This is a genomic window from Emergencia timonensis, assembly GCF_900086585.1.
GTDB lineage: Bacteria > Bacillota > Clostridia > Peptostreptococcales > Anaerovoracaceae > Senimuribacter > Senimuribacter timonensis.
In genome coordinates, this window is the sequence record NZ_FLKM01000009.1 from 960,638 (window position 1) to 983,679 (window position 23,042).

Consider the following 23,042-nt stretch of genomic DNA (forward strand, 5'->3'; position numbering starts at 1 on the left):
TTACAGAGAAGGAGAACTATTATGGAAAACAAGAAGAGCGGGCTTATGGCCAAATTTCTGATTCCTTCCATCATCGGCATCATACTGTTTATGATCCCGGTAAAGTATAACGGTGACTGGACGGTATGTGTCAAGATTCTGGCAGATATCATCGGCGGCGCTTTGGGAGGATTCCTTCCAATCCTGTGCGTAGCCATCATCACTGTTTCCGCAATTTTATCAGTTATTTCCCTGGCGAAGCCAAAGTTCATCACGGAGCACCCGATTCTGAACGATACTTTTTCCACATCGATGATCTGGGTCGTCATCAGAGTTATCGGCGCAGTCCTGGTATGGGTGACCTACCTGGGCATTGATGCGGGGGATGGCGATACGGGTATCCTGCATATGCTTACCGAAGGCGGTGCGGGCGGATTCGTGCTCAGCGACCTTTTGACCGTGCTGGTCATCATCTTTGCAATCGCAGCGCTGCTCCTGCCGCTGTTGCTGGACTTCGGCCTGCTGGAGTTCGTGGGAGCACTGCTGACAAAAGTCATGCGGCCCCTGTTCAAGATTCCGGGACGTGCAGCGGTGGACTGCTTCACCTCCTGGATCGGCGACGGCACCCTGGGTGTCATGCTGACCTGCAACCAGTACGAGGGCGGATACTATTCGGCAAGGGAGGCATCTGTCATCGCGACGACCTTCTCGGCCGTATCGATTACCTTCAGCATCGTGGTGCTGTCACAGGTGGATCTGATGCAGTACTTCGGCGTCTACTACCTGCTGATCTGCCTGATCGGCGTAGTCTGCGCCATCATCGTGCCGAGGATCCCGCCGCTTTCCTTGAAGAAGGACACCTACCTGGTTGAGGGTAAGGCCATGCCGGAGAGCATCCCGAGCGAGTACAGGTCGTCTGTGCAGTACGGTACGGCGTTGGCGCTGCAGAGGGTGCAGGAGCACAAGGGCGCAGGCCAGTTCTTCTCAAATGGCATGAAGAATGCTGTAGGCATGTGGTTTGGGGTACTGCCTTCCGTCATGGCAATCGGAACCATCGCCCTGGCGCTGGCAAACAACACGCCGATCTTCGAGATCCTGGGCAAGCCGTTCCTGCCGCTTTTGAACCTGCTGCAGGTTCCTGAGGCACTGGATGCATCCAAGACCATGATCGTAGGGTTTACGGACATGCTGACACCATCCATTATCGCTTCGGCTGATATCACCAGCGTGATGACGAGATTCATCGTCGCAGTGGTATCCGTAACCCAGCTGCTCTATCTGTCAGAGGTAGGCGGACTGATTTTGGGCTCAAAACTTCCAGTAAAACTTTGGGAATTATTCGTAATTTTCTTAGAAAGAACGATCATCAGCCTGATTATCGTCTGCCCACTGGCTCATCTGATATTCTAACAACGAAAAAAAGGAAGTTTATACTTATTAAAAAATTGGCATAGTCGTGAATACCGGCTATGCCAAATTTTATTTAATAAGAAATATCGATAATCTGCGTCTGCAGGTAAAACGGACAAAAATGCCATAAAAGTACCTAAAACCGTTCATTTATGGCACTTTTTTGAAAAATGGAGCTTATTTTTTGATTAATAAACCAAAAAATTGGAAAAATGCAAAGGGAGAAGAAAACTATATAATAATAAAACTTTGCAAAAAACGTGATTTTGCAGCGTAAATGTTATGAATTATTGCATTTTTGCTTTCCAGAAGGGCGGATGAAAATAGAAATCTGCCGTAAAAGCAGCTAAATGACCTTATTTATGGCACTTCTGCCGGATTTGAAATTTGCCCGACTAGTGTTATCATGAATCCCTTAGTGAACGTTTCAAACGGGGTTTACCACTCTGTCCACCTGCACTTTTCCATGTCCACTCTGCCGTCAGGAAGAAAGCAAACACCCTCTGCTTCCAGGAGCTCCCGGCAAAGATCGGCCATGACGCCTCCTGAAATAGAGCCGTCGTTTTTGATGACCCTGTGCCAGGGCAGCCCCTCCGGGCACCTTGCCATGGCCCAGCCCACCATTCTGGCGGACCGGGGGCTTCCCAGGGCGCGGGCGATCTGCCCGTAAGAGACGACCTTCCCAGAGGGGATCACCGCTACGATATCATAAACCTGTTCAAAAAAATCACTCATCCGCATCCTCCATAGGCATGTATAGAAATAACTGAAACTGGTCGTCCTCGGTTCTGATCTCCATGCTGCCTCCGTAACGGCTGACGATCTCGCTGATACTTCTGAGACCGTAGCCGTGGGATTTTTTGTCCGTTTTAGTCGTGGCAGGAAGGGTGTCCTCTGCAGCTTTCGATGCCTCTTTAGGTAATGAATTGGCAACTTTCACTGCAAAGAGTCCCTTTTGTGCGCGGGCTTTCAGATGAATCCACCGCTGACCTTCCGGCAGCTTGCGGCTAGCCTCGATGGCATTGTCGAGGGCGTTGGCAAAGAGAGCACAGACGTCCACTTTGTCAAAGGGAAGTTCACGGGTGATGTCGGCCTTGCATTCCAATTTGATGGAAGACTGCTCCATGACCGGCGCTTTGGCACTGAGTACCGCATTGACAGTGCTGTCTGCGCAGTAGTGGAGCGTACTGTCCATGGCCGGATTTTCGATGAGCTCAGCAAGATAGGCATCCCGCTCAGTTGCAGGCAGGGAAGACAAGATCTGCAGGTGATTGGCCAGATCGTGGCGCAGCCTGCGTACCTCAAATTGCTGCTGCTCCATGGCCTGATAGTACCTTTTATTCATATCGTTCATCAAAACCTCCCGCTCCAGCTGCTGCTGCCTAGCCAGGACAATGATGGCCCACATCAAGCCGATAAAAGCGATGAGGCAGATGAGAAAGCATACCAGACATGTGACTACAATGAAATAAGGGAAGGAATAGTGGGGATTGGGGACGATGACCAACGTACAGGTGATTCCCATAGGCAGGGCGGTGAGAAAGAGAATCAGCCGCCAAAGCACCGGCGACAGTTCGTAGTCCTTCGGCGGCGCAAAGTGTTTGATCAGCAGGTAAAGTATGACCCAGAAAATCAATCGAATGATAATGCGGGTTCCCCAATGGGGATTGCTCAAGTTATCATAAAACCCGTTGAATGCCAGCATGGTGCTGCAGAACATGAGTCCGATGGTGAAACGCTGCAGTTTGGACTCTTTGTAGCAAATCATGACAGCAGTCATGAAAAGAATGACCGTAGGCGGCAGATTATCTCTGTCTCCGACAAAGATAACCATGGTAATAATCAGCGTGTAAGCAGAGATCAGTACGATTCTTCGCCAAAGGCCGTCTTTGATAGAGAGGAGGCATTCGGAGGATTTCATGGCAAAATACGCTGCTGCGAACAGCGCCAGCTTGTCAAGTATGTATAGGGCAGTTCCCATCAGAAATCACCTCCCAGCATGGCGCGCGCCAGTTTTTCGGACGCCTGCTGCCTGAGGGCGCGGCTGATGGGAAGCTCTGTGCCTGCCAGGGTGACGGAGGACGCGGACACATGCGCAACGGCCAGGCTGTTTACCAGATAACGCTGATGGATTCTGACAAAGCCGTCACCGAGCACTTCTTCCACATGATCCAGCTTATCGTAAAACTGGTACTCCTTCTGTGCCGTCACCAGATGGACCAGCCGCTTTTCGCTGTAGCAGTAGAGGATGTCGCGGCAGCTGACTTTGAAGGTTCCGTCTGCGTTCTGAAAGGTAAAGAACGTATCATTTACGTCAGCAGTCATGCTGCGCGCTCTTTCCATCAGTTCCCGCACTCTGCCCGCGCCCGCCGGCTTGATGATGTAATCCAGGGCGCCCACTTTGTATCCGTCAAAGACGTAATCGGTATAGCCGGTCACAAAGACGATCATCAGGTCCTGATTGAATTTCCTGATATCTGTAGCGGCTTCCATGCCGTTCATCTCGTCCATCTCCACGTCGAGAAACAAAAGATCTATTTCACCGGGGTGCTTTGCCAGCCAGCTGACGGCTCTTTTCCCGGAGTTGAATTCATATACGATTTCCTCGTTTCCATCTAAGAGTATCTTCTCCAGTTGAAAACGCAGGGCGTCCCTTGCGCTGGTTTCGTCGTCACACAAGGCGATTCTCAGCATAGTTGTACCTGCCTTTCTATCTGTATCTGAACAAAAGTATATCACAAAAATGCAGAACTTTACATCAAAAGCGTTAAATTTTACAAAGTCTGCAGGGCGGGTGTCAAACGTTACACCAATCTTGCGAAAAATGACATGGCCTTTTTTGATCCTGTTTTTTTATGTTAAGGTAATACCATCAAAGACAAATCGATTGGAGAATGAAAAAATGTTATATGTGAAAAATCTTCATAAATCCTACATGGTAGGACAGGAAAAATACAAGGTATTAAAAGGGGTGGATCTCACCGTAGCCCAGGGAGAATTTGTGGCGGTCATGGGACCCTCAGGATCGGGAAAGAGCACTTTGCTCAACTGCATCTCCTGTTATATTCCATTTGACGACGGCAAGATTACTTTAGGCGGCCAGGAGTTGGTGGATATGAGTGAAGAAGGCTTGGCTAAGGTGAGAAACGAAAAGCTGGGTTTCGTATTCCAGGATTTCATGCTGCTGGACGGACTTACCATCAGAGAAAACATCCTGCTGCCTAGGATCATCAACAGCAGTGTAGACGCAGAAGGGGAAAAGCTAGCCGATAAGCTGCTGACTCTTTTCGGCATCGATCACATCAAAGGCAAGTTCCCGGCTGAGGTTTCTGGCGGCGAAAGACAAAGAACCGCTGTGGCGAGAGCTTTGATCAACAATCCTCTGGTGATTCTGGCAGACGAGCCGACGGGAAACCTGGACAGCAAGTCCAGCAGAGCGGTCATCAACTCTTTCAAAGAAGCCATCGGCAAACTGGGGGCAACCATCCTCATGGTGACCCACGACAGCTTTTCTGCCTCTTTCTGCGACAGAGTCATTTTGCTGAAGGACGGAAACGTGTTTAAAAACATGGAGAACAAGGGAAGCCAGGGCGAGTTCCACGACCGGCTGCTGCAGGAAATCAAAGAAATGAGTGGTGATGTAAAATGATGACGATGAGAGAGATACAGAAGAAATTAAGAAAGAACAACAGCAAGAATTACACGCTTTATGTGTTCTGCAATTTTATATCTCTGATGCTGATTACGGCTTACTCGGCCATGATGTTTTCGCCCACAGTGTTAAAGGTGCTGCCGGAAGGCGGCGACAGCAGGAAACAGGTCACGGCGATCTTTGTTCTTGCCTGTGTCGGCTGCGTGGTCTTTACCATCTATGCGGCAGGGCTGTTTTTCCGCAAGAAGTCAAAGGAAATCGGCACGATGATGGCTCTGGGCGCATCCAAAAAACGTCTGCGGCCGATCCTGCTTTCTGAAACCGTGATGCTCAGCGGACTTTCATCTCTGGTCGGAACGGCTGCGGGGATGCCCTTTGCATGGCTGATCTGGCAGGGCTTTCGCCTGCTGGTCGTTAACAGCAAAGAAATGAACCTGGCCTTTGATATGAAGTGTCTGTGGGTTTCGGCGGCTTTCCTGGCACTGGTTCTGGCGGCGGCCGTTGTCCTGGCGTTCCGCTATCTGGGCAGGACCAACGTCTTAGACGTTATCCACGAAGAACACAAAAACGAAGCAATCCGCCCCATAGGTAAAAAATGCGGCATCCTGGGTATCGTACTGCTTTTGGCAGGAGCTGTAGCCGGCTATTTTGGCGGCAGCATATACGAGAGCATCTTCAAGGCCTATGCCCCCGTCTGGATCAATTTGCTGTATGTACCGGTGTTCATTGGCCTTTACATGATTTTGCTTCACACTGTCGTCAACGGATGGACAGCGCATAAGAATCGGTACAAAGGCATCATTTCGAGGAGCATGATGAAGTTTCAGGGAAAACAGACGGTCAACAACATGCTGGTGGTGACCGTGCTTATCGCGGGAGCCTGCTTTGGCATGTTCTACCTTCCGATGATGGGAGGCAGCCAGATCATGGAGACCAATGGTCGGCCTTACGATTACAGCTTCCGCTATCCCGCTGACAATACCTTTGCCAGCGAGAAAAACCTGACGGAGCTGGCGGCAAAAGAGGGGTTATCAATAGACGATTACAGGAATACGTCCTATATCACCCTGGGCATGGACGGCGAAGAAGAAATTGAGGATTCCGGAAATAATTATCATGTAGAACGCAGGGAGTTCAGCAATGAAGGACGGTTTTTCTCCGCCAGCCAGTTCCACCACATGACCGGGGAAAAGGTCACTGTGTCAAAGGGGCAGTACCTGGCTGTGGGTGATAACGACGGCAATGCGCTCTATGCCAATGACACGGCAACTTTGGTGACAAATATGACGACCAAAGAGCAGCTGAAGGTGAAGTTTGGCGGTGTCATCAAATACGGCATGCTTTCCGGCGAGATGGGGTATTATATCTTAAGTGACGAAGACTATGCTAAGGCGGCAAAGGGACTTGCCGGCCAGTGGATCGAGGGGATGACCTTTTTTAACATCAAATCCGGAGACAACTATCAGTTCGCTGACAGCCTTTACCGCGGATTTATCGACTCTATGGATGACAAAGCCCCTTTGCAGACCTACTATGACCGCGTTGCGAAATACGGAGCAGAGCAAAGAGGAGAGGTGTACTGGGGCGACACAGACGAGATGACGAAGCTGTCGTTTGACCACCCGGACTCTTCAGAGTTCAGGCAGTTTTGGGCATATATGCCAAAGATCAGAACGTTAGATCAAAATGATTTCATGAGAACTTTTGCCGTGTTCATGATGATGTTCCTCTTCATCGCCATCATCTGCATGTTGTCTGCTCTGATTATCTGCTACACCAGGTGTATGACCATCGCCATCAATAACCGGTATGTCTTCGACGACTTGAAACGGCTGGGGGCGTCTCCGAAATTCCTGAACAAAGAATTGCGCAGCCAGGCAGGAAAGGTCTTTTCTGTGCCTGCTATCGTGGGTATGGCTATGATGTATCTCCTGTATTTCATGATGATGTACGCAAATGACAGTAAACTTACATCGGGCGAACTGGTTAACATGGGTATCTGCTTCATCGTCGTGCTGCTGTTTGCCGCCGTCATATACGGGGTATATCGAGTGACATTATCAAAGATGAGGAAACAGCTTGCGATTACAAAGGCGTGATATTTGCCCAGGGAGATAACAGCTGCGGCCTGCTTGGCAGAATTGATGCTGGCGTTCCCCCGCTTGCAGATTTATTGCAGTGCTTTGCGGGGTTACGATTACGCAGAATCAGCTGAAATCGGCAAAATCGTTACGGAGTTTGCGTGAAATCAGCATCGGATGCGTAATGGAGATATGCTCGATTACGCAGAATGAGCCGAAATCGGCAAAAACGTTACGGAGTTTGTGAGAAATCAGCAACGGATGCGTAATGGAGATATGCTCGATTACGCAGAATGAGCCGAAATCGGCAAAAACGTTACGGAGTTTGCGTGAAATCAGCATCGGATGCGTAATGGAGCCAGCGACAGCCGTACGCCCTATAAAGAGATTGCTAAAGCTGAGGCAAAAGGCCAAGAATGTACTTTGCAAAAGTCAACTCCAGCCTGCTAACACATCAATTTTAAAGAAAATTGAAACACACGCTTCGATTATATATTTCAAGGAATGCGTGTGTTATAATCATCAAATATGAATTATACGCCGCAGCCGATGGACTCTGATAAAGTCATTGGCTGTGGCTTTTGTATTGCCTTTGGTGTTGCCGCGGATGTCATATCCGTCTATATGCAACCTGTTCGAATTGTGCTATACTAAAGTTAATGTCATAATTTGCGAAATACAATTGAGGAGGAGAAGTATGAAGAAAAAACGACCTGTGATCGGACTGATAATGGCACTGATATTTACCCTGCTGCCGGCTAACGTGATGACGTCTTATGCCGATGTAGGCGATGCGCCTACATATATTTATGCAGATGAAGATGATGACCAATTGTTTGTCTACTGGGACGAGGTAGATTGGGACGACGGCTTTATGGAAGAAAGCATTGCTGCCCAAAGAAGTATCAGCGACTATGACCTGGATTATTACGAAGTGTACTGCAAGTACCCCAATAAGGCTGACTATGAATTGGTTAAAAAAGTCGAGGCTGACGATGATGAATATCACTACTATGACGAATATACTGATGATGAAGGTTATGTTGAATTTGAGGAATTTTACGGTTTCTATATGCCAGTGACCCAAAGAGGTGTTTATGAGTTCAAAGTAAGAGCTCATTACTATGATGATTGGGACGATGAAGAAGTCTATAGCTCGTGGACCTACGGTGATGGCGCATACTTGAATTTCACAAAACCGATACTGAAAACAAAGACCTTGAGTTCCACAGAAATTCAACTGACGTGGAGCGCTACAGAAGGTGCCGACGGCTATACGATTTACCGCGCAAAATCTTTAAAGGGGAAGTATACAGAGATCGGAGATAGCCTTGGTGATGATCCCACATCTTGGATTGATGACGTCAAAGCAAATACTAAATATTACTATTACATTGCACCGTACATATCTCATGGTGAGTATATCTATGAAGGCTATGAATCCAACAAAGTAAGCGGTTTTGCGGGAGTCGAAAAGGGAAAGATTACACGACTGACATCCTATTCAAAAAAGGTCAGTATCAAGTGGTCAAAGATTCCTTCTGCCAGCGGGTATGAGATTTACAGATCCACTCGATCAGGCGGAGGTTACAAGAAAATTGCCACCATTACATCTGGTTCTAAAACCAGCTACCTTGACTCTGGAAAGACAAAAGGGAAGAAGTACTACTACAAGATAAAGGCATATAAGATCATAAATGGAAAGAAGCTGAAAAGCCCATTCAGCAGCTGGAGATCCGTAGTCGTTTCCTGACGAGCACTTTATATAAACAAGACGGGAGGAATATGATGGAACAGATGACTCTTTTTGATAACCGGGAGAAGACGGCGCCGCTGGCAAGCCGTCTGCGGCCGGAAACTTTAGACGAATATGTGGGACAAAAGCACCTCATAGGCGAGGGAAAGATTCTGCGGCAGCTGATTGAAAAAGATCAGATTTCCTCTATGATCTTCTGGGGACCGCCGGGAGTGGGCAAGACCACTCTGGCGCGGATCATCGCAAAGAAGACCAAAGCCGACTTCATCGAATTCAGCGCTGTAAACAGCGGCATCAAAGAAGTGAAAGAGGTAATGAGCCGGGCAGAGGAAAACCGCAAGATGGGCATTCGCACCCTGCTGTTCACTGACGAGATTCACAGATTTAACAAAGCCCAGCAGGATGCCTTTCTTCCCTATGTGGAGAAGGGCAGCGTCGTTTTGGTGGGTGCGACCACGGAAAATCCATCCTTTGAGATCAACTCCGCGCTGCTGTCCCGTTGCAAGGTCTTTATCCTGAAAGGTCTGGAAGAAGAGGACTTGCAGGAGCTTCTGAGCCATGCCGTCAAAAGCCCCAAAGGATTCGGCCATATGGATATCGACATCGATGACAGACAGATTGCAGCTATCGCCAGATTCGCTAACGGAGATGCCAGGACCGCACTGAACACCCTGGAAATGGCAGTTCTCAACGGAAGACTGGACAGTGAGGGTTGTGTCCATGTAGAGGAGGAGAGCCTGGCCCAGTGTATGAACCGCAGGTCGCTGTTATATGACAAAACAGGGGAAGAACATTATAACATCATTTCCGCCCTTCACAAGTCCATGCGCAACAGTGACCCCGACGCGGCAGTCTATTGGATGTATCGCATGCTGGACGGCGGGGAGGATCCCCTATATATCGCAAGAAGGCTTGTCCGTTTTGCCAGCGAAGATGTGGGAATGGCGGATTCCCACGCATTGCAGGTGGCAGTGGCAGCATACCAAGCCTGCCACTTTATTGGCATGCCGGAGTGCGACGTCCATCTGACTCATGCGGTGGTCTATCTCTCCATGGCGCCAAAATCCAACGCACTCTACATGGCTTGCGAGGCCGTCAAAAAGGACGTCCGCGATCTGCCGGCGGAACCGGTGCCTCTTCAGATTCGCAATGCGCCGACAAAATTAATGAAAGATCTGGAGTACGGCAAAGGTTACATCTACGCCCACGACACTGAGGAAAAGCTGAGCAAAATGCAGTGTCTGCCGGACGCCCTTGCGGGCAGGCGCTATTATCAGCCCACGGACCAGGGACTTGAAAAGAGAGTCAAAGAGCGATTGGAGCAAATCATAGAATGGAAAAAGAAATAGCTATTTTTTCATCAAAGCGGTCAGCTTCGCAAGATTTTCAATGGTTCTGGCATCGAGAAAATGCTCGATTTTCTCCACCTGCTCCAGTTCATTATCCGTATTGTTGAGCAGACACAAGAAACGCTGCAGGACGTCATGACGGTAGAGCAAATAGTCGCCGGACAGACGTCCTTTTTCAGTTAACAAAATATAACCGTATTTTTCTGCATTGATATAACCGGTTTCTGAAAGAAGCCGAATCATCTTGGAAGCTGAGGAAGGCTTTACATGGAGGACTTCCGCCAGCTCCCCCAAGCGCACCACTGTGTGTGTTTCCATCAAACGGCAGATCATCTCCAGATAATCCTCCATGGCAGGGGTCAATTCCGCCCCTTCTTGTATCTGATATCCCTTTATCGTATAAAATCCTTTTGCGTCGACCATTTTTTAATCACCTCTAAAAGCCCTTCTGAATAGTATACATAGGGAAAAAAAGTTTCCCTAGACTAAATTTATTTTGGAGGATCAGATTTATGAATCTTAATGATATGAAACCAGGCGAAAAGGCAAGCGTAAGAGAACTGCACAGTATTGGAAATATGAGAAGACGTCTTTTGGACATCGGCCTCATTGAAAATACGGAAATCGAATGTCTGGGAAGAAGTCCCGGCGGAGATCCAGCAGCCTTTTTGATCAGGGGCGCTGTCATCGCTATCCGCTCTGAAGACTGCGCTGACATCATTGTAAACTCGGAAGGCGACGCTATGCGCAAGGTCAGTCGGGAAGGCGGTCTGGCATGGGCTTAACAAGTAGTTCTGTTGGATTGCATGCTGTGGACTCAGGGCTTGAAATCAAAAAACAATCGATTGATGATAAAGTCATTGCCATTGCAGGCAATCCCAACGTGGGAAAAAGCACGGTCTTCAATGCATTGACCGGACTGAACCAGCATACGGGCAACTGGCCGGGCAAGACGGTCACCAATGCCCAGGGGTACTGCCAGGGGCTGAAGTATTCTTACGTCCTGGTGGATATCCCGGGAACTTATTCCCTGATGGCCCATTCCGCAGAGGAGGAAGTAGCACGGAACTTCATCTGTTTTGGCGGCCCCGACGCAGTGATGGTAGTCTGCGATGCCACCTGCCTGGAGCGGAATCTCAATCTTGTCCTGCAGACCATTGAAATCTCTGACAAAGTTCTGGTCTGCGTCAACCTGATGGATGAAGCAAAGCGTAAGAACATCAAAATCGACCTGAAAGCGCTGTCTAAGAGGCTGGGCGTTCCCGTCATCGGCACGGTGGCGAGAAAAAAACGGAGCTTGGCCAATATCCTTGAGCATTTTGATAAATTGATTGTCAGGGAACCGGCGAAACCTCTCCGCGTGACCTACGACGATGTGATAGAGGCTGCTATTGCGGCAGTAGAGCCGATTATTACGGAAAAAACCGGCGGCAGACTGGCAAGCAGATGGCTGGCATTGAAACTCCTGGATTACGACGACTCGCTGATCCAGGAGGTCAATACTTATCTGGGTGAAGATATCCTGCAGGATGAGGAAATCGTGGCTGCCCTTGAGCAGGGCAAGGCGATTCTCTCTGAAGGAGGTTTATCCTCTGAAAAGCTGAAAGACAGCATCGTCGCCAGTCTGGTCACTACGGCAGAAGAAGTCTGCCGGGATACAGTCACCTTTGAAAAATCAGAATACAATGCCATGGACCGCAGACTGGACCGGATCTTCACCAGCAGATGGTCCGGCTATCCGGTAATGATCGGCCTTCTGGCTGTGGTTTTCTGGCTGACCATCACAGGCGCCAACTATCCATCACAGCTATTATCTGAGGGTCTGTTCTGGGTGCAGGACCGGCTGACGGAATTATTCCAATACTTACATGCACCTGACTGGCTCCATGGGGCTTTGATCTTAGGTGTCTATCGGGTTCTGGCCTGGGTTGTTTCAGTAATGCTGCCGCCAATGGCAATTTTCTTTCCGCTGTTCACCCTGCTGGAAGACGCGGGATATCTGCCGCGCATCGCATATAACCTGGATAAACCGTTCAAGCGGTGCTGTGCCTGCGGCAAACAGGCGCTGACCATGTGCATGGGGTTTGGCTGTAACGCAGCCGGGGTCATCGGCTGCCGCATCATCGATTCGCCGAGAGAACGGCTGCTGGCCATACTGACAAATAACTTTGTACCCTGCAACGGCAGATTTCCAACTTTGATCGCCGTTCTGACCATGTTCTTCGTGGGCACGGCAGGCGGTTTTTTCGACTCCGTCCTCTCGGCGCTGCTGCTGACCTGTGCCATCGTTCTGGGCGTGGTCATGACGCTGCTGATTACTCGTATTCTATCAAAGACAGTCTTAAAGGGGATGCCATCTTCTTTTACTTTGGAACTTCCGCCTTATAGAAAGCCGCAGATTGGAAAGGTCATCGTCCGCTCCATCTTTGACAGAACTTTATTTGTCCTGGGGCGTGCAGTCTGCGTCGCGGCACCGGCAGGACTTTTGATCTGGCTCATGGCCAACGTGACTGTGGGGGATGCTACCATTCTCAATCACTGCGCTGATTTTCTCGATCCCTTCGGAAAGCTCATGGGGTTAGACGGCGTCATTTTGCTGGCATTCATTCTCGGTCTGCCTGCCAACGAAATTGTGGTGCCGATTATCATCATGACCTATATGGCTCAGGGAAGTATCCTGGAACTGTCCGATTTAGAGGCCATGCGCGCCCTCTTCGTGGACCACGGCTGGACCTGGATCACGGCTATCAGCATGATGCTGTTTTCACTGATGCACTGGCCTTGTTCCACCACTCTGATTACCATCAAAAAGGAGACGGGTAGCTGGAAATGGACCGGGGTGTCCCTTCTGATTCCGACAATCTGCGGCATTGTCTGCTGTATCGCCTTTGCCAGCGTTGCAAGACTGTTCGTGTAAGGAGCGTGAACATCTTCTGACATATTCTGCGTAACACTCCCTTCGCAAAGAGGGGCTGTTACGCATATGGTGCTTTTCGGACTTAAGATGCTTAACAGAATAGCCTAAAACAGGCAAATCTGCGTAACACTCCCTTCGCAAAGAGGGGGCCGTTACGCATATGGTGCTTTTCGGACTCAAGATGCTTAACAGAATAGCCTAAAACAGGCAAATCTGCGTAACACTCCCTTCGCAAAGAGGGGGCCGTTACGCATATGGTGCTTTTCGGATTCAAGATGCTTAACAGAATGACCTAAAACAGACAAATCTGCGTAACACTCCCTTCGCAAAGAGGGGGGCGTTACGCAGATGGTACTTTTCGGATTCAAGATACTTAACAGAATGACCTAAAACAGACAAATCTGCGTAACCGAGATACCTAGCTGGCAGGTTCGTTACCGAGGTACTTGATTGACCTGGCGGGCGGGGAATTGCTACTATTTTTAATTTGTGTTATCCTTATGACAATGAGAGAAAGCAGGTGGATCGATGGAAATCAGACTGATGAATGACAGTGACGACAGGAAAGCAATCAGCAAAATATACGAAAAGAGCTGGAAGTTTGCCTATCAGGGGCTGATTCCGCAGGACTATCTTGACGGCATCCCTGCGGGAAACTGGGCAAAGGCGGTGGACACACCAGGATGGAACACCCTTTTGATGCTGGATGGCGGGCGGATTGTCGGAACCGCTTCTTATTGTCATTCCCGCTTCAAAGACTGGAAAGATTATGGAGAAATCATCTCCATCTATTTCCTGCCGGCGTACATGGGCAAAGGCTATGGCAGAGCACTTTTGCAGGCGGCGTTGGACAAGCTGGCCGAGATGGGATGTACAGATATCCTGCTCTGGGTCCTTGCGGAGAATGAGAGGGCGAAGAAATTCTATGAGAAAAATGGCTTTTCTGCCAGCGGTGCTTACCTGGACGACAATATCGGGGGAAAATCGCTGAAGGAGCTGCAGTATGTCCGACATGTGGAAACAAGGAGGGATCAGTGATGAAAGAAAAAAATTTCAGCAAAAGAATCATCTACGTTGGGGAACAAGAAATCCAGCTGAAGTGCCCTGTCTGCGGGTGTGAGGAATTTTACGACAGAGCCACCCTGCTCAACACGGCGGGAATGACCTATCTGGGACTGGATTGGGCCAATGACGAAGCGACAAACTATGTCTGCCGGGACTGCAGCTACATCTTCTGGTTTGAAAGTCCGAGAGAAAAACTAGAGAATCCAGAGGAGAAGAGAGACCCGCTCAAAGAATTAGAGGCCGATTTTACAGATATGAGTGAAAAACGTCTGCGCAAGATCATAGAGAGCGACAAGTATAACGATACAGCAAAGAAGGCGGCGCGAAATGTGCTCGCAAAGAGAAGAACTGAAATCTAACAAAATCATCAGCCAAGAGCATTCATCCTCTTGGCTTTTTCTATGCATTAGAGCGGCCAGAGGAAATCTCCATATAGAGCAGGCTGACCATGACGAGAAGAGCGCCCAGCCATCCGGTCCAGTGCATGGCTTCGCCGAGTACGATGACAGAAATGACGCAGCCCGAAGCCGGTTCCATGGCGATGATGACACCGACCCGGTTTGACGGCACATACTTTTGGCAGATGGATTGCAGGAGAAAGGCAGCGGCGCTGCAGAACAGTCCCAGGGCGATGATGGAGCCGAACTGAAATGAGGAGGTGCCAGCATAGGCAAAGGCTCCGGTTGCCAGGGCGATCAGGGTGGACCAGAGGGCCACAAAGGCCATGAGGAAAATCGTGAACAAGATCGGCTCCATATTTTCCTGTTTTGTCACCCGATCCAGGAAGATGATGTGCAGCGACCCGGCTGTGGCGGCCAGGATACAGAGCAGGTCGCCCGCATTTAGGGAAAATGTGCCCATATCGGCGGTGTAGCTGAGCAGGAACATGCCCGCCAGACAGATCAGGACGCTGATAACGATGGTCTTGTTCAGCTTCAGCTTATAGATCACCAGGTTGAGGATCGGTATGATGACAAAGGAAAGGCAGGTGAAAAAAGAGGCTCTGACAGAAGTCGTATATTTGATGCCGATGGTGCCGAATATGTACATGGAGGTGATGCAGAAAGACAGCAGAAAAGCATATTTCAATATCTCCTTGTGGAAATTTCTGAAATGTCTATGAAAAATCAAAGCCAGGGCGGCAGCAGCGACCAGGAATCTGATAGACACGATGTAGAAGGTAGGGCAGTCTTCTACGACCTTGGTAAGTGGATAGCTGACTCCCCACAGCAGCGCCGCCAACAGCAGTCCCAGTACGGACAAATATTCCTTCTTTTTATCGGTCATGTTTCCACTCCTTTCGAATCAGATGTCCCCAGTATAACATAATCGAGCAGCAGGCAAAGTGGAGGTTTTTAATTGAGCAAGAAAATAAGGTTTTTGGGCAAACGAGTTCTGATATGGCAGGAGACAGACCATTGCCGCAAAAAAGGCTCCACTCACAACAATAAAATAAAGTTTTTTGGCAAAACGATTATAGATATCAAAATTCGATATCGTTAAACTATAAACGAAATTTATTTGTTGGATTATCTAGAAAGGAGCAAAAAATGGGTAAAAAAATCCCCGTATGGCAGATCTTATTGCTGATCGTCGTCATGGTCGGTGCACTGATGTTCACCGTTCTCAAGAAAGAAGGCTATATGCACGGCATTTTGGCAATGGTTTTATGCCTGGCCTGTATCATCGCAATGCTCAATGGATACAAATGGTCCTATCTGCAGAGTGCAATGATTAACAAAATCAGCAGCTCAATGGAGGCTGTACTCATCTTTATTACAGTAGGCATGCTGGTAGCGATGTGGATTTCGGGAGGCATCGTCCAGGCGATGATCTACTACGGACTGAAGATTCTAAGCCCGCAGATCTTCCTCGTGGCATCGTGTATATTGTGTGCGATTGTAGCCATTGCCACAGGATCTTCCTGGACCACGGCAGGCACCATCGGCGTCGCATTGATGGGCATCGGCGTGACCATGGGAATCTCAGCGCCTCTGGTCGCAGGTTCCATCATCTCAGGTGCTTACCTGGGTGACAAGATGTCGCCGCTCTCCGATACGACAAACCTGGCACCTGCCATGGCAGGCGCCAAGCTCTTCGACCATATCGGACATATGGTATGGACGGTCACACCGTCACTGATCATCTCACTGATCATCTACTTTATCCTGGGTCTGGGCGTCGACACGTCCAGCGCGACTACCAGCGATATCGAAGCCCTGCAGCAGGTGCTGAAGGATAACTTCAATCTGAATCCGCTGTTATTTATCGCACCGATACTGGTCGTCGTCATGGCGATCAAAAAGCTGCCTGCCCTGGCATCCATCTTTATCGGTGCCATGGTCGGACTGATCTTCGTTCCGATCTTTCAGGGCGGGTCCCTGGCAGATGCCGCGTGCTACGAGCTGTATGCCGGTTATGTCAGCGAGACAGGAGATGCCTTCGTAGACGAACTTCTGACGCGAGGCGGTATCGAATCCATGTTCTATTCGACCTCCCTTTGCCTGATTGCACTGGCATTTGCCGGTGTACTTGAGTCTTCCGGAATGCTGGCCTCCCTCTGCAAAATACTGCTGAGAGTCGCCAAGACCAACGGACTGCTGATCATGATTACTCTGTTCACATGCATCATCGTCAACATCCTCTGCGCAGACCAGTATATCTCCATCGTACTGCCGGGAGCGATGTACAAAGAAGAATTTGAAAACAGACGGCTGAAAGCGAAAAATCTGTCCAGATGTCTGGAAGACGCCGGAACTTTGTCGTCGCCGCTGATTCCTTGGACAACCTGTTCTGCCTACATGCAGGGCGCTCTCGGGGTGAACACCTTTGCTTACGCGCCGTTTGCATTCCTCAACTGGATCTGTCCGCTGGTTTCATTGTTCTACGGCTTCACTGGCATTTCCATCGAGAAGATGACAGAAGAAGAATATGAAGAAGCCATGGCGAGAAGAGAAGAAGAACAAAAACGCGCTGCAGAAGCAATCGAAGCGTAAATTTCGAATACACGATATAGACAGACAGCACAAAAAGAGGGAGTGCCGCACCGATTTGGTGTGACGCTCCCTCTTTTTGTGTCGTTATTCTAAGATACCGCCGACCAAGAGGTAATAAGCGGGAACGCTCTTGCCGTCGGACCAGAGGACGTCAAAACCGAACTGATCCTTTACCAGATTTACGCAGAGCATGCCCAGGGATTCCAGAGCGTAGCGCATCTGCTCCGGGTGCAGGCAGGGCTTTCCTGCAAGGCGGGCGCATTTTGTGCAGTGGGCACATTCTTGCGCAGCTAAGGCACAGCTTCCAGGCCGTTCTTTTTCCAGTGCTAGCATCTCCGCATCGTATAGAGACTTTTCCGCGAAAAGACGGTCCTTTGCCGCAGCAACGGAGGCAGCGCCTTCATTGGAGATTCTGTCTACGATGAGATGAAATTTGGAAAAACCCTTCCAGAAGTCCAAGGGATCAAAGTCGAAGTCCGGGCAGGACCAGGTGGAAGCAAAGCCCGGGCAGGCACGACACTTTGCCAGGGTGACAGCGGGGTCAAAATATTTTTCGATCAGTTCTTCCGTTGCGATTCTAGCTTCAAATCTCTGTTTTTGGTATGTCATATCGATCCTCCTTTTCGTCTGATGAAAGCGATCTGAATGCCGGCGCCTTTCAGTGAGAAGTTGATATTGAACGTCGTGCGCACGTCTTCTACATAAATGTCCAGATCTGGCTCCGTTGCGATCAAAGCAGGCGCAGGGCCTAAAGCGCTTTCGTCATCAGTAAAATCTAAGGCGGACATATAGGCGAAAACATTGCGGTCCTTTGTAAATGTATATTTCATAACCGAGTACATGCCAGGCTCGAGGTTCAGACTGACATTGTAATTGGTTTCATCCTTGAAGTCGTTGAGGGCATTTCTCACCTGATGTGCTGTGGATTTCTGAGCGCACAGGCTGTAAATCTCGTCGTTAAAGTTGGATACGATCATCACATAAGAAGGATCAGCGCCGCTGGTTCTGACGACACAGTACTGTTTTCCCCAGCAGATAATGTCGCCCTTTACCATGGAAAGCACCTGGTAGGCATAAAAGACGGGCTTTTTGATGCCGCAGGAAGTGAGGGCTGCCGGGAAACCTTTGATCATCTGACTCGTTCTGCCCGGATCGCGGAGACGCAGGTGGATCCAGTGCTCGTTAGAACGGAGCAGGCGGTTGAAGACGTAGATGGGGTATGCGATGGAGTCGTTGCCGTAAGAAGACGTCAAAACCCCTTCGGCGTATTTTTTTGCCTCCGCATGGAACCCGTCTTTCTGCAGGGCTGATGCAAAATCCTGCGCATCTTTGACCTGTCCGTCGTCAGAATAGAGAATGGAGACCACGGATGGCAGCAGACTCTTCAAGGGGGTCAGCAGATTACTGCCCATCTGGCAGAGGTCTTCTGCGGACACTTGTACTTCCAGGCGGTGGTCAATGGTGGTAATCGGCTTCGAATGAATATCGATGTCCAGCTCAAGGTCGAGGCAGTTGACCAGAGAAGCGTGGTTCCGCTGGTAATTCAGCGATGACAAGGGGTTCTTTATAAGCATGATGATCCGATTGACCGGAATCGGCTTCAGGCTGCCGGGATGGAGCTCACTTTTGACAAGGGGCCTGAAATGGGCACGATGTTCGGCGGGCGTGCGCTTGAACCACTTCTCAAAATGTTTTTCGTAGTATGCAGTAGTTGAGAAGCCTACGTCGCGTGCCACCTGGCTGATTTTCTTGTCCGTATCCAGCAGTTCGATCTCTGACCATTCCACTCTGGCAAAGCAGAGAAAGTCGCGGAAATTCATGCCTGTACAGTTTTTGATGATGTGGGAGAGATAGAAGGTGCTCAGATGTTCAATCTCCGCCAGATCCTCCAAAGTGATCCGCTGGGCGTAATACTGATAGATGTAGTTGATGATTCTGCTGATCCGTTCTACCGTGATCAGGTCGCTGCTTTCGAAATTGATGACCACATTGCCCTCAAAGGCAAAGAGATTAAAATATTTCTCGAGGAGTTTGATTACATCCACCATGAGATAGGTGCATTCACTCTTGTAATTGAAGCTTTTGATGGAGTAATGGAGCAAAATCTGCAGCAGTTTTTCCCTCAGGCTGTCGTGCTTTTTGGAAGTCGGATTATTGGAATAGGTCCGGTAGCACGACCTGCTCAGAGTCGGAAAGTATTGTGAGAAATGGCGAGTGCTGATCTGCATCAAAGCCACCACGTTATCTTTACCCGTAGAGGTGAGATTGTGCACCTCGTGACCTGCATTTGTAAAGATATCTCCTTCTTTGAGTGTATAATAACAGTAGCCGTTCTTCAGCCGGACTTCGCCTTTGAGTACATAGACGAACTCGATGTCCTGATGATAATGCAGGGGATATTCGTCGATATTGGCGATGGTGATATTGATGGGAAAATCGTCCTGATAAGTGATTTTTTCAAATAGCATTTTTCTACCTCTATAATTTGAAATAGCGATTTGTCTCTGCTACTATTATACAATAAATACGATGTATCACAAAAGCTTTTGACGGACTTTTTGGACAATTGGGTTGCGTTTTATGACAACTTAATTATTGTTTTGTGCTGCCAATCCAATTACAATGAGTAAAAGAAGAATATGACAATCACCGTTTGATAATAAGGAGGTACGGTTATGAGTAATGAAGGAAAAGTATGTGTTGTAAGCGGTGCGGCTGGCGGCATCGGTGCAGCAGTGGTAAAGAAGTTCTATGACAATGGATATAAAGTGATCATGCTGGACATCAACGAAGAGGCTCTGCAGAAATCCATCGAAGAGGAAAAGTATGAAGCAGGCCGCATCGACTATTTTGTTCTGGATATTTCCAGCGAAGACCAGGTCAAAGCTGTGGCGGCAAAGATCAGAGAAAAGCACGGCAGAGTGGACGCCCTGGTCAACACGGCTGCCATCGTGGGTAAATACAACAAGACCATCGACTACGGATTCGACAACTTTAAGAAGATTTATTCCATCAATGTCTTCGGCACATTCCTGCTCATGAGCAATATTCTGCCGATCATGGTTGAGCAGAAATCCGGTTCCATCGTCAATTTTGGTTCCGTATCCGGCATGACAGGCTACACCTTTGAAATCGGCTATGGCTCCAGCAAATGGGCCGTCATCGGCATGACAAAGAATGTGGCTAACGAATACTGCGAATACGGCATCCGCGCCAATTCCGTCTCACCGGGCTGGGTCAACACCAAGATGTTCAGAGATACAGCGGATGATTACGGTAATTTTGACGATTCCGAAATCAACTTAGGACCGATGGGCCGTCCATCAGAACCGAGTGAAATGGCCGACGTGGTATACTATCTGTGCACCGATGAGGCAAGGTTTATCAACGGCGCCAACATTTTGGCTGACGGCGGAAAGATGCTGGGATAATATAGGACCATTAGGAGGGAAACTATGTTAAACGAAAGATTGCAACGAATGAGAAACAAGCTCTGGGATTCCAGACCTTGTATCACGGCGGAACGATTGGTTCTGGCTACTGAGGCATACAAGAAGTTTGCGGGGGATGCCATCCCTGTTTTCAGAGCAGAGGTCGTCAACTACATCATGGAACATATGACGACTTTGATCATGGAGGACGAACTGATCGTGGGAACGCCGACCAACAAGTACAGAGGTGCCAACCTGCATCCGGAATTCCAGTCCAGCTCCTGGTACATCAGCGATATTGACGATTTTCCTGTCAGAACCAAGGATCCTTATGACGTGGCGCCGGAGGACAGGGAGCAGATTCTGGAAACTCTGAAATATTGGGAGGGCAAGTCCATGGAGGACTATTCCAAGACGATTCTGCCGCCCCATATCGAGGAATGTATACAAGACGATATCATCACCGTAGGGCTTAGAAACGGCGTATCCGGCGAGACTACCTGTGACCACGAGAAGATTTTGACCGTGGGCCTCAAAGGTTATATGGACGAGTGCAGAGAGAACATCGCGAAGACCGTCAGCGCCTGTCAGGAGGACCAGGAGAAAATCAACTATTGGAGAGCCTGCATCATACAGTGTCAGGGGCTGATCACCTATGCCCACAGAATGGCAGAGGAAGCCGAAAGACAGGCAGCGGAATGCAGTGACGAAAAGCGAAAGAAGGAGCTACTCACCATTGCAGAAAACTGCCGGGTGGTTCCTGAGAATCCGCCAAAGACCTTCCAGCAGGCGCTGCAGATGATCTGGTTCGTGCACGTCTACTTCCACATCGAGGTCTGTACCACGGCCAACGGTTTCGGCAGATTTGACCAGTATATGTGGCCGTATTACAAGAAAGACGTCATCGATGAACAGAACATCACGAAGGACGAAGCATTGGAAATGCTGGAATGCTTCTATCTGAAAGCCTGCGAAGTATTTGAAGTGAGAGATAAGTGGTACGCCACGTCCTTTGCCGGCTATCCGATGTGGGAGATTCTCATCGTCGGCGGACAGACACCCGATGGCAGGGATGCGACCAACGAGCTGTCCTACCTCTGTCTGGAGGCCGCAAATCAGCTGAAGACGACCCAGCCTGTCATGGCGGTGCGCGTCTGGGATGGATCGCCGGAAGAACTGATCCGCAAGGGCTGTGAGATGATTCAGGACGGTCAGGCAAATCCGGGATTCTTTAATGACAAGGCTGCTATGAAAATGGCGCTGGGCAAAGGCTGTACCATGGAGGAAGCAAGAGACTGGACCATCGTAGGCTGCGTACAGCCGGGACCTGGCGGCGGCACCACCGACGGTTCCCCTGATGCGGGCTATGTGAATATGGGGAAAATGATTGAATTCGTCCTTCACAACGGCGTGGATCCTTCGACAGGAAAGCTGATGGGGCTTCAGACGGGAGATCCGAGGGAATTCAAGAACATCGACGAATTCAGGGACGCACTGAAGAAGCAGATTCTTCATCATTATGAGCTGGTAGCGACAGGTTACAAGGTGATGCAGAGTGTCCATATGACCAAATACCCGGTGATCTTCGCTTCCATGGTCACCAAAGGCTGTGTGGAGAGCGGAAAATCGGTGCAGCACGGCGGCGCCAAGTATTCCACCGCAGGCATGTACATTACCGGCGCAGCCAATATGGCTGACTCCATCGTTGCCATTGAAAAGTGCGTCTTTGAGGACAAAGATATCACCATGGACCAGTTGATCAAAGCCCTGGACAACAATTTCGAAGGGGAAGAGAGGATGCGCCAGCTTCTGCTCAATAAGCCGGAAAAATTCGGCAACGACAAGGAGCATGTAGACGGTATCTACAGAGAGATGATGCATTTTATTGCAGATCACGTACAGACCTGGCCTGACGCCAGAGGCGGCAGATTTTCCTTTAACGTACATTCCCAGACGGTAAACGTCTCCCACGGCGCGGTATGCGGGGCGCTGCCTGACGGCAGACTGGCAGGAGAGGCTTTCTGTGACAATGCTTCTCCGATGATGGGGCGCGATGTCAGCGGTCCCACTGCGACGGTCAAATCGGTGGCATCCATGGGACAGGAAGCCTTCCACGACGGCGCGCTGTTCAACCTACGCTTTGACCCGAAGGGCGTAGAAGGAGAGAAGGGCCTTGCCAGCATCGAAGGGGTCATCAAGACCTATTTTGATCACGGCGGTGAGCACATCCAGATCAACGTTGTCGATACCGAGACCCTCAAGGACGCCCAGGTTCATCCTGAGAAATATAAAGGGCTGATGGTCCGTGTAGCAGGATACATGGCATACTTTACAGAACTGGATAAGAGCGCCCAGGATACCATCATTTACAGAACGGCGCACTTCGAAAATGCGGGCTGAGGTACC

The 23,042-nt window shown here is 49.4% G+C and carries 19 protein-coding genes; 12 read left to right on the top strand and 7 right to left on the bottom strand.

Annotation, left to right across the window (positions count from 1 at the left end):
- Positions 1-21 precede the first annotated feature (21 nt).
- A complete protein-coding gene (locus BN6539_RS15405) occupies positions 22-1,389 on the top strand; it encodes a YjiH family protein (protein ID WP_067540514.1) in 1,368 nt (455 codons plus the stop codon).
- 438 nt (positions 1,390-1,827) lie between these two features.
- Here the strand turns inward: BN6539_RS15405 and BN6539_RS15410 are convergent, their stop codons facing one another.
- From BN6539_RS15410 to BN6539_RS15420, 3 genes are read right to left on the bottom strand one after another with little or no spacing between them, the layout of a single operon-like run.
- Entirely contained in the window at positions 1,828-2,124 is a 297-nt protein-coding gene (locus BN6539_RS15410) for an MGMT family protein (protein ID WP_067540517.1), read from the bottom strand.
- The gene (locus tag BN6539_RS15415) at positions 2,117-3,370 is read right to left on the bottom strand and encodes a sensor histidine kinase (protein ID WP_067540519.1); all 1,254 of its coding nucleotides are present in this window, start codon (positions 3,368-3,370) and stop codon (positions 2,117-2,119) included. Before BN6539_RS15415 ends, BN6539_RS15410 begins: the two co-directional genes overlap by 8 nt.
- A complete protein-coding gene (locus tag BN6539_RS15420; protein WP_067540522.1) occupies positions 3,370-4,083 on the bottom strand; it encodes a LytR/AlgR family response regulator transcription factor in 714 nt (237 codons plus the stop codon). The genes BN6539_RS15415 and BN6539_RS15420 overlap by 1 nt, the downstream gene beginning before the upstream one ends.
- A gap of 208 nt (positions 4,084-4,291) precedes the next feature.
- On the opposite strand from BN6539_RS15420, the gene BN6539_RS15425 reads away from it, so the two are divergent.
- The 4 genes from BN6539_RS15425 (at position 4,292) to BN6539_RS15440 (ending at position 10,227) form a co-directional block, all read left to right on the top strand.
- Complete coding sequence (locus BN6539_RS15425; RefSeq protein WP_067540525.1) at positions 4,292-5,038, top strand: ABC transporter ATP-binding protein; 747 nt, start codon at positions 4,292-4,294, stop codon at positions 5,036-5,038.
- Positions 5,035-7,140 carry an FtsX-like permease family protein gene (locus BN6539_RS15430; protein WP_067540528.1) on the top strand — a complete coding sequence of 702 codons (2,106 nt, stop codon included), beginning with the start codon at positions 5,035-5,037 and terminating at the stop codon, positions 7,138-7,140. Before BN6539_RS15425 ends, BN6539_RS15430 begins: the two co-directional genes overlap by 4 nt.
- Positions 7,141-7,819: 679 nt before the next feature.
- Positions 7,820-8,875: a fibronectin type III domain-containing protein gene (locus BN6539_RS15435; RefSeq protein ID WP_067540531.1), complete on the top strand. Its 1,056-nt coding sequence runs from the start codon at positions 7,820-7,822 to the stop codon at positions 8,873-8,875.
- Positions 8,876-8,907: 32 nt separating this feature from the next.
- Positions 8,908-10,227 carry a replication-associated recombination protein A gene (locus BN6539_RS15440; protein WP_330385095.1) on the top strand — a complete coding sequence of 440 codons (1,320 nt, stop codon included), beginning with the start codon at positions 8,908-8,910 and terminating at the stop codon, positions 10,225-10,227.
- Here BN6539_RS15440 and BN6539_RS15445 read toward each other — a convergent pair whose 3' ends face one another.
- Positions 10,228-10,650, bottom strand: coding sequence for a metal-dependent transcriptional regulator (locus tag BN6539_RS15445; RefSeq protein ID WP_067540537.1), 423 nt, complete (start codon positions 10,648-10,650; stop codon positions 10,228-10,230). It lies immediately after the preceding gene.
- 89 nt (positions 10,651-10,739) lie between these two features.
- On the opposite strand from BN6539_RS15445, the gene BN6539_RS15450 reads away from it, so the two are divergent.
- The 4 genes from BN6539_RS15450 to BN6539_RS22425 all read left to right on the top strand — a co-directional run bounded on the left by BN6539_RS15450 (position 10,740) and on the right by BN6539_RS22425 (position 14,568).
- Positions 10,740-11,012: a FeoA family protein gene (locus BN6539_RS15450; RefSeq protein ID WP_067540541.1), complete on the top strand. Its 273-nt coding sequence runs from the start codon at positions 10,740-10,742 to the stop codon at positions 11,010-11,012.
- The gene (feoB, locus tag BN6539_RS15455) at positions 11,003-13,144 is read left to right on the top strand and encodes a ferrous iron transport protein B (protein WP_067540543.1); all 2,142 of its coding nucleotides are present in this window, start codon (positions 11,003-11,005) and stop codon (positions 13,142-13,144) included. Before BN6539_RS15450 ends, feoB begins: the two co-directional genes overlap by 10 nt.
- A gap of 528 nt (positions 13,145-13,672) precedes the next feature.
- Positions 13,673-14,182, top strand: a complete 510-nt coding sequence (locus BN6539_RS15460; protein ID WP_067540546.1) for a GNAT family N-acetyltransferase — start codon at positions 13,673-13,675, stop codon at positions 14,180-14,182.
- Entirely contained in the window at positions 14,182-14,568 is a 387-nt protein-coding gene (locus tag BN6539_RS22425) for a hypothetical protein (RefSeq protein WP_067540549.1), read from the top strand. Before BN6539_RS15460 ends, BN6539_RS22425 begins: the two co-directional genes overlap by 1 nt.
- 40 nt (positions 14,569-14,608) lie before the next feature.
- Here BN6539_RS22425 and BN6539_RS15470 read toward each other — a convergent pair whose 3' ends face one another.
- Positions 14,609-15,496, bottom strand: coding sequence for a DMT family transporter (locus BN6539_RS15470; RefSeq protein ID WP_067540552.1), 888 nt, complete (start codon positions 15,494-15,496; stop codon positions 14,609-14,611).
- Between the two features lie 263 nt (positions 15,497-15,759).
- On the opposite strand from BN6539_RS15470, the gene nhaC reads away from it, so the two are divergent.
- Positions 15,760-17,205 carry a Na+/H+ antiporter NhaC gene (gene nhaC / locus BN6539_RS15475; protein ID WP_067540554.1) on the top strand — a complete coding sequence of 482 codons (1,446 nt, stop codon included), beginning with the start codon at positions 15,760-15,762 and terminating at the stop codon, positions 17,203-17,205.
- A gap of 84 nt (positions 17,206-17,289) precedes the next feature.
- On the opposite strand, the gene BN6539_RS15480 is transcribed toward nhaC, so the two are convergent.
- Both BN6539_RS15480 and BN6539_RS15485 read right to left on the bottom strand, forming a co-directional pair.
- Positions 17,290-17,814, bottom strand: a complete 525-nt coding sequence (locus BN6539_RS15480; RefSeq protein ID WP_067540556.1) for a DUF2284 domain-containing protein — start codon at positions 17,812-17,814, stop codon at positions 17,290-17,292.
- On the bottom strand, positions 17,811-19,673 hold the full coding sequence (locus tag BN6539_RS15485) for a helix-turn-helix domain-containing protein (protein WP_067540558.1): 1,863 nt from the start codon (positions 19,671-19,673) through the stop codon (positions 17,811-17,813). Before BN6539_RS15485 ends, BN6539_RS15480 begins: the two co-directional genes overlap by 4 nt.
- A 207-nt stretch (positions 19,674-19,880) precedes the next feature.
- On the opposite strand from BN6539_RS15485, the gene BN6539_RS15490 reads away from it, so the two are divergent.
- Both BN6539_RS15490 and BN6539_RS15495 read left to right on the top strand, forming a co-directional pair.
- Positions 19,881-20,636 carry an SDR family NAD(P)-dependent oxidoreductase gene (locus BN6539_RS15490; RefSeq protein ID WP_067540561.1) on the top strand — a complete coding sequence of 252 codons (756 nt, stop codon included), beginning with the start codon at positions 19,881-19,883 and terminating at the stop codon, positions 20,634-20,636.
- Between the two features lie 24 nt (positions 20,637-20,660).
- Complete coding sequence (locus tag BN6539_RS15495; RefSeq protein WP_067540564.1) at positions 20,661-23,036, top strand: glycyl radical protein; 2,376 nt, start codon at positions 20,661-20,663, stop codon at positions 23,034-23,036.
- Positions 23,037-23,042 lie beyond the last annotated feature (6 nt).